The 7,514-nt window shown below is 35.7% G+C and carries 6 protein-coding genes and 2 pseudogenes; 1 reads left to right on the top strand and 7 read right to left on the bottom strand.

The features are described from left to right. Positions 1–117, top strand: a pseudogene (locus ACEN4N_RS10690) (IS30 family transposase); the annotation flags it as partial. A gap of 161 nt (positions 118–278) precedes the next feature. On the opposite strand, the gene ACEN4N_RS10685 reads toward ACEN4N_RS10690, so the two are convergent. The 7 genes and pseudogenes from ACEN4N_RS10685 to pulA form a co-directional block, all read right to left on the bottom strand. Beyond that, positions 279–488 (bottom strand): VOC family protein, encoded by a 210-nt coding sequence (locus tag ACEN4N_RS10685; protein ID WP_138405473.1) that lies wholly within the window; start codon positions 486–488, stop codon positions 279–281. Between the two features lie 41 nt (positions 489–529). Continuing rightward, positions 530–637 (bottom strand): annotated as a pseudogene (locus ACEN4N_RS10680) (VOC family protein); the annotation flags it as partial. A gap of 169 nt (positions 638–806) precedes the next feature. Next, on the bottom strand, positions 807–1,394 hold the full coding sequence (locus tag ACEN4N_RS10675; RefSeq protein ID WP_407089906.1) for an acetate uptake transporter: 588 nt from the start codon (positions 1,392–1,394) through the stop codon (positions 807–809). Between the two features lie 101 nt (positions 1,395–1,495). Beyond that, complete coding sequence (gene glmS / locus ACEN4N_RS10670; protein ID WP_218930002.1) at positions 1,496–3,304, bottom strand: glutamine--fructose-6-phosphate transaminase (isomerizing); 1,809 nt, start codon at positions 3,302–3,304, stop codon at positions 1,496–1,498. A 385-nt stretch (positions 3,305–3,689) separates the two neighbouring features. After that, positions 3,690–4,187, bottom strand: coding sequence for a flavin reductase family protein (locus ACEN4N_RS10665; RefSeq protein ID WP_407089907.1), 498 nt, complete (start codon positions 4,185–4,187; stop codon positions 3,690–3,692). A gap of 114 nt (positions 4,188–4,301) precedes the next feature. Then, complete coding sequence (locus ACEN4N_RS10660) at positions 4,302–4,931, bottom strand: phosphoribosyltransferase (RefSeq protein ID WP_407089908.1); 630 nt, start codon at positions 4,929–4,931, stop codon at positions 4,302–4,304. Between the two features lie 352 nt (positions 4,932–5,283). After that, positions 5,284–7,233, bottom strand: coding sequence for a type I pullulanase (gene pulA, locus ACEN4N_RS10655; RefSeq protein ID WP_407094212.1), 1,950 nt, complete (start codon positions 7,231–7,233; stop codon positions 5,284–5,286). Between the last annotated feature and the right edge of the window lie 281 nt (positions 7,234–7,514).

Raw genomic sequence — 7,514 nt, 5'->3', positions numbered from 1 at the left:
GTGTCATCGATTGCACACAAACGGAACACGATTCCACGGAAATCCTTACACTACCGAACACCGTTGGAAGTATTTTTGAGTTACTTAGATGAAGCAGTTTTGTCTAGCTTAATTTGACAAATCAAATTATAATAAGATACCGCTTCGATTTCTGATTGGTTAAAAACTTCATGATAATAATTTAAAGCATCTTCTGCCTTTCAACAACTCTCACCACTAAATAATAAATTTAACTTGAGCTTTTGATTTACCGCACTATTTTCATCAACCATAATTTGTCATGTCACACCGTACTTGTCCTGAACCCAGGCATAACGTTCCCTATAAGGACAACTATCTAACGGTATTAGATCAACACCACCGACGGATAACTTCGCATATAAAGCATCAACTTCTTTAGCTGTATCCATCGAATCCATGATCGATATTGATGAGTTAAAACCAGCGTGTTCACTATCATTAAATGCTTCAAATGATAAATTTTCAATTCAAAATCCATAGATTCATAATCACCAATAAGTGTATCTTTAAAAGTTTCTCTGCGTATAATCCTTGAATTTTCAGATATCGACGTATAAAAATTACCCGCTTCTTCTGCTTCCTTATCAAACCATAGAGCTGAAACTAATTGCCTCATTACAATGTGCTCCTTTAAAATTGACAAAGTGACTATCTGTTCAAAGTGTATAATGAATGGGGATGTCGAGAGAAATCCCTTTCATTATATTGTTCGAAATAATGCGAAAAAGGCTACCTTGAATCAGTAAATTACTGATCAAAAGTAGCCCAATTATAAACTTAATTACTTATTGTACTTCGCCAATTGGTAATACGACTTTACCATATGTTTCATTAATTACTTGTGCCATTGCTGCATAAATTGCAGTAAATCCACAAATGATTCCTTCATAACCTGCGATTATTAAGATTAAAGTCGATCCGGTAAAGTTACCGATTGCCAATAAGAAGAATAAAAGTGTCAATGTTCCAAAGACTACTTGTAATGCTTTTGAGATGCGTAAAGTAGCGATAAACATAAACAATGTGAAGAAGCCCCACATAAATAAAAATGCAGCCATTGAAAGTGAATTAGCTGGTACTCCATATCCCATTTCTGAAAGGATGTTCAGAGCTGCTAAAGCCATCCAAAAAAATCCGTATGAAGTGAAAGCTGTCGTTCCAAATGTATTATTCTTCTTAAATTCCATAATACCCGCAACAACTTGTGCCGTACCACCGTAAAAAATTCCCATAGCTAGGATCATTGAATCTAGTGGAAAGAATCCTGCATTATGAATGTTCAACAGTATTGTTGTCATACCAAAGCCCATTAACCCTAAAGGTGCCGGGTTTGCAGTAATCTCACTAAATAATACATTTTTTTCTTTTTCCAAATCCATATCTCCAGTACAATACAATATTTTACACACTGTCTCTTATTGTACCTATTATACAGGCCTTTAGCAATGATTATTAAGGTTTACTTAAATAAAGCTTATTCAACTGTTACACTTTTAGCAAGGTTACGTGGTTTATCCACATCTAGACCGCGACCTAAGGCTGTATAGTATGCAATCATCTGTGTTACAACCACCATAACTAGCGGTGCTAATAACTCGTTCAAGTTAGAAACAATGAATTGATCATCTTCTCTAGATAAAGCATGTGTTGAAATCACCATCGTATTCGCTCCACGAGCTTTTACTTCTTCGATATTACCGCGAGTATGAGCTGAAGTTAGTTCGCCACTAATCAAAGCAATGACTGGTGTACCTTCTTCGATTAAAGCAATGGTACCATGTTTTAATTCTCCTGAGGCAAATGCTTCAGTTTGGATATAAGAAATTTCTTTTAATTTCAAAGCCGCTTCCATCGCTACGTAATAATCTGCAGTACGTCCAATATAGAAAGCATTACGTGTTTCCATTAAGTTTGAGTCAACCCAAGTTTTTATATCATCGCGTTCTGATAAGATTGATTCCATTGCTGAAGCTGCAAGACCAATTTCTTTAGCCATATCAAACGATGCTTCTTCAGATTTTAATGCACGAAGCGCATCCGCTAAAATTGCCATCACTGTAATTTGAGCAGTATAAGCTTTTGTTGAAGCAACTGCAATTTCAGGCCCAGCATGAAGTAATAAAGTATGACTTGCTTCACGTGAAAGTGTAGATCCTTTAACATTTGTAATTGTTAATGATGGATGACCTAATTCATTCACTTTCACTAAGGCCTGGCGACTATCTGCCGTCTCACCACTTTGAGTTAAGAAGATAAAGAACGGTTTTTCGCTTAGTAATGGAATATCGTAAGCAAATTCACTTGCTAAATGTACTTCAGTTGGGATTTTAGCTACTTTTTCCATGATGGCTTTACTTGCCCAACCCGCATTATAACTTGTACCTGCAGCGATAACGTACACACGGTCACTGTTTAACAAGTCATCTGTTAAATCTGTATCGATTTCAAACTCGTGCTGGTCATTTTGATATTCTTGAACCAAACGGCGTAATACTGCAGGTTGTTCATCAATTTCTTTAATCATATAGAAAGGATAAGCACCTTTTTCTAAATCATTGGCATCTAATTCGGCAATATATGACTCACGCTCAATAACATTACCTTCAACGTCTTCGATGATTACGTTATCTTGAGTAATTGTGATCATTTCATTATCTTTAATTTCGATATACTCATTTGTATGTTCAATGGCTGCCATCGCATCTGAGACGATGACATTGAAGCCATCACCTTTACCAATCAATAAAGGACTTTTATTTTTAGCAGCATAAAGAACGTTTGGATCTAATTGATCTACTAAACCAAAAGCATACGAACCTTTGATCACTGATAGAGCTTTTTTAAAGGCTTCTTTCGTTGATAATTCTTCCGCTTCTACAAAATATTCAATTAAAGCAACCGCCACTTCAGTATCTGTATCAGAAGATAATTCAACACCTTGTAAATATTCTTCCTTAATCTCTTTATAATTCTCAATAACACCGTTATGAACAAGAACAAATCGTTGGTTGGCTGAGCGATGTGGATGAGCGTTATAAGTTGCTGCTGGTCCATGAGTAGCCCAACGTGTATGTCCAATTCCAACTACAGATTGTAAATCAAAGTTGACTTCGCTTTTTAATTTCGCAATGCGACCTTCTTCTTTAAATAGATGCCCATTGGCTTCTTTATCAACAACAAAAATTCCTGCTGAATCATATCCACGGTATTCTAATTTTTCTAAACCACCAATTAAAACTTCTTGTACGTTACCTTCTCCAATAAATCCTACAATTCCACACATTGATTTATTTCCTCTTTTCACCTAATTATTTTGCTTTTAGGTGTGTAAGTTAATCTCTGTACCAATATTTACACAATGGTTTTTATTAACTCTAAAGATTACACTACCTTGAACCATCCGCCGAAATCTCGATAAGTTCAATCCTCGTCACCTTATATTTAAGGCCTGGCGCTATCCTGTATGTTTATACTCCTTTTAATTATTTTCTAAAAGCTATATTACTTTATCTTATAGAAGGCCATTTGTCAAAATATTTTTTATTTATTTAAGCTGATAACCTTAACAATATAGTATTACCAACATTTTAAATATATTTAATTTCAGTCAATTAATTCAGAGGTCGACAAAAAACTCGAGAAACGTTTAAGTAACTCGAGGTGTCTATCTATATATTTCCATGAAATGTGAGTGGTAACGGTCCGACTCTTCTTTGGTGATATAGCAATGGATTTTGAATATTTGTTGTGATGTGCTTGACGCTTCCGGTAATAATCGCATGGTCGCCCGCCACTATTGTTTCAAAGGTATCGCATTCAAACGTCGCATAAGCGCCTTCAATAATAGGTAAGCCACTTTCTGAAAAGCTCCACTCAATCTGTGCGAAGCGATCAATATCTTTGCGCGAAAAAATATTTACAAGTTCCGGTTGGCTTCCAGCTAATAAATGAACAGCAAATTGCTTGCTATGATTGAATATATCATAAGATGATGACTTATTACCGATTGACCATAATACTAATAGCGGGTCTATCGAAAGTGATGTGAAAGAGTTAGCAGCAATGCCCACAGGGAGTCCTTCATCATTTGTCGTCGTAACAATCACAACGCCTGAGGGGTAATTTGCCATTGCGTCTTTAAATAACTGAACTGTCTTATCTTCCAACTTTTATACCGCCCTTTATATTTATTAAATCTGCCCCAACTTAATCTAACACGTATTAGAATGTTTGTAAACATAAGCATCCCAATCTATATTTAGAAAGGGATGCTTTATTAATTAAATAGATTGATTGCCTAATAATTGTTCGACTTTGTAGTCATCTAATTGCGGGAAGTTTTCATAATAGGCGCTAACTGAACCTAAAAATGCTTCCGGAATTTGTACGTAGTAAATATTATCAACGACTTTTTCAAGAGCTTTGAAAGTGTCTTCTGGAATAATTGGAACTGCCACACTAATACTTAGTGGTTTTTTAGAGCGGACAGACTCGATTGCCGCAAACATTGTATGCCCAGTCGCAATTCCATCGTCAACTAGGATAACATGTTTGTCGGTCAATGATTGTTTCTCAATCACTTCGCTATAAATCGCTCGACGACGATCAATCTCGTCCGTAATTTGTTTCACTCGCTTCTCTAACCAAGTCGAACTCACGTGAATATCGTCATTCATTAGTGGTTCGCCACCTTCTGCCATCGCTCCAATCGCAAATTCTGAATTCATCGGATGACCTATCTTTTTGGCTAAGATGACATCTAAAGGAATATTAAATTCATCGGCTATTGTCAGTCCTAATGGTACTCCACCAAGTGGCATTGCCAATACAATTGTATTTTTTGGCTCGTCCACCTTTATCTTTTCTGTTAATTGCTTTGCTGCTTCTTCTCTATCATTGAATCGCATCATCTTACCCCTTTCTTTAATAGCTTTCAAACACTTTTCTTAATGACTTCGCTCATAATTCTAATATAGAAATATAACGACTGGTAATTATCTTTATCCACTGCCACATAAAATATGTTTATCTATACTTAAAATATACCATAGTAGCAGAATGAATCGTAATAATTTTTCCAAAAAAACACTTTTACTTACGCTTTCAATTTAATCTCTTTTAAAAACACGAACATTCTAGGGTAAAACGATATAACAACTTAGGTTACATATTCTTCATGAGTCTTAAAAACTGCACAAAAAAACCACTATATTTGTAAAGATACATCTAACAAATGTAGTGGTCTGTTCTATAAATGAGTGATTAGTCGAATTTCTTTAAGACTAAAGTGGTGTAAGAATCGATAAGTATATTATCAATTTCCCCTGTTAAATTGTCATCTTCAAGATAAACACGACGATTAGTCACTTTTTTAATGTACTCACCTTTTTTAACTGGAACATTTAACATATTCCCTTGAGCATTAAAGGTTACAAACAGCTTATAGCCGTCTCCTTTATAAGTTAATTGAACAATTTGGTAATCTGCTCTAGTTACTTCAATTCTTTCTTTAATCTCTTTATAAGTTGATAAATGGAATAAAGGTTCTTGATTTCTTAATTTAATAAGGTTTTTAACTAACTCGACTGACTCACGATACGCATCTTGTCTTAACCACTCAAGTTTGTTAATTTCATCTGGTTTATTATAACTATCTCGGACGCCTTTTTTTGTTCTAAGAAATTCTTGACCCGCATGAATGAAAGGTATTCCTTGTGATAACAGAATAATTGTCGTCGCTAATTCATGGCGTTTCGTAATGGTATTCTCATCTAAATCTGGATCTGCTGCTCTTAATTTATCATACAAGGTAAAGTTGTCATGCGCTTCAACGTATTGAATCACTTGTTGAGGATCGTTGTATGAACCAAAATCAACACCTGCCAAGACATTTTGAGCGACTTGTTGTTCCATATGCCAAGCTCCATTAATAAAGCCTCGAGCTGTTGCTTCAAAGTCATTTCCTTTTAATGCTTCTCGTAGTCCATCATTAAATTGGCCGACTCTTGGCATCAATACTGCATTATTATGATTGGCTACCATATTTTCACTTAAGGGTGTGTATAAATCCCAGCCCTCACCAAAAAGTAAGATACTTGGATCAATTTCATCCAATGCTTTCCGCACGGTATTCATAGTGGTTGTGTCATGGATTCCCATTAAGTCAAACCGGAAACCATCGATATGATATTCTTTAGCCCAATAAGATACACTGTCAACAATGTACTTGCGCATCATATAACGTTCTGAAGCTGTATCGTTTCCGACACCCGTTCCATTCGTAAACTGTCCAACGTCATTATATCGGAAAAAGTAACCCGGTACAGTGAGGTGAAAATTATGGTTGTCCACTTCATAAACGTGATTATAAACAACATCCATAATCACTCGCAAGCCCGCATCATGAAAGGCTTGTATCATTTGTTTCATTTCTTTTATTCGCGTAAATGGGTCATAAGGATTTGTTGAATAAGATCCCTCTGGTGCACCATAATTTTGTGGGTCGTAACCCCAATTATATTCGCGTGGCTTTTCGACGGTCTCATCTACGGTTTGGTAATCAAATAAAGGTAAAAACTCCACATGAGTCACACCTAATTTTTTTAAGTAGTCGATACCAGTTGATAAGCCGTTGGGATTCGTTGCATTCTCTTCAATGGCCCCAAGAAATTTTCCTTTATGAGTGACACCGCTATCCGAGTCTACTGTGAAGTCGCGCAAATGCAGTTCATAAATCACTGCTTTACTAATATCATCCATCTTGGGCATTCTTTCTCCCCAGTTATCAGGATTCGTTCTGTCTAAATCAACAACAACTGAGCGTTGGCCATTGACAGTCACAGCTCTCGCATATGGATCATTTGACGTATTTACTCTACCATCAAAAAATGTTAACCGGTAACGATACGTTAGACCATGGTTATCTCCTTCAATTGTATGGGTAAATATCTTATCGTCTTTAGACCGCGCCATTACAATATTTTCTTTTAATACACCGTAATGACCATCATAAATTAAAATTTCAACTTGTGATGCAGTTGGAGCCCATAATTTGAACTCTGTTTTTTCTCTACTATATATAGCGCCGAGTTTTCCAGGATAATAGTTCCTTTCAACAAAAACTGAATCGTGACTGATTTGATTTATAATTGTAGTTAAATAATTGTAATCATATTCTGGTTCACTTTGAGACGTTGTACTATATTCATTCATTGAATTACTCCTATAATTTCATTCTTATCATGCAAAAGTCTCAGTTCGGTCAATTCATCTCAATAATCTTAATTTAAGTTCGTTTGTAGGTGATATTTGGGTTATATTTTTTATTCTTAGTTAGTCTATAATACACAAAATATAAATTCTGTCAAAATCGAGTAGGAGACTAGCCATTATTTGACTAGTCGACCTCTCACACCACCGTGCGTACGGTTCCGTACACGGCGGTTCAATACCTTGCGTAAGCAGACTCTACCAATTCGCTTAGTGGAACTAAG

This window comes from Ruoffia sp. FAM 20857 (assembly GCF_045528645.1).
In the GTDB taxonomy this organism is placed as follows: Bacteria; Bacillota; Bacilli; order Lactobacillales; family Aerococcaceae; genus Ruoffia; species Ruoffia halotolerans.
The sequence above is the reverse complement of the archived record's forward strand: the minus strand, read 5'-3'. Positions and strand labels throughout refer to the sequence as shown.

Bases quoted from the DNA above. Each gene is read 5' to 3' on its own strand.
- glmS (WP_218930002.1), bottom strand. From the start codon at position 3,304: ATGTGTGGAATTGTAGGATTTATTGGAGAAGGTAACGTACAAGAAGTT.
- ACEN4N_RS10660 (WP_407089908.1), bottom strand. From the start codon at position 4,931: ATGATGCGATTCAATGATAGAGAAGAAGCAGCAAAGCAATTAACAGAA.
- pulA (WP_407094212.1), bottom strand. From the start codon at position 7,233: ATGAATGAATATAGTACAACGTCTCAAAGTGAACCAGAATATGATTAC.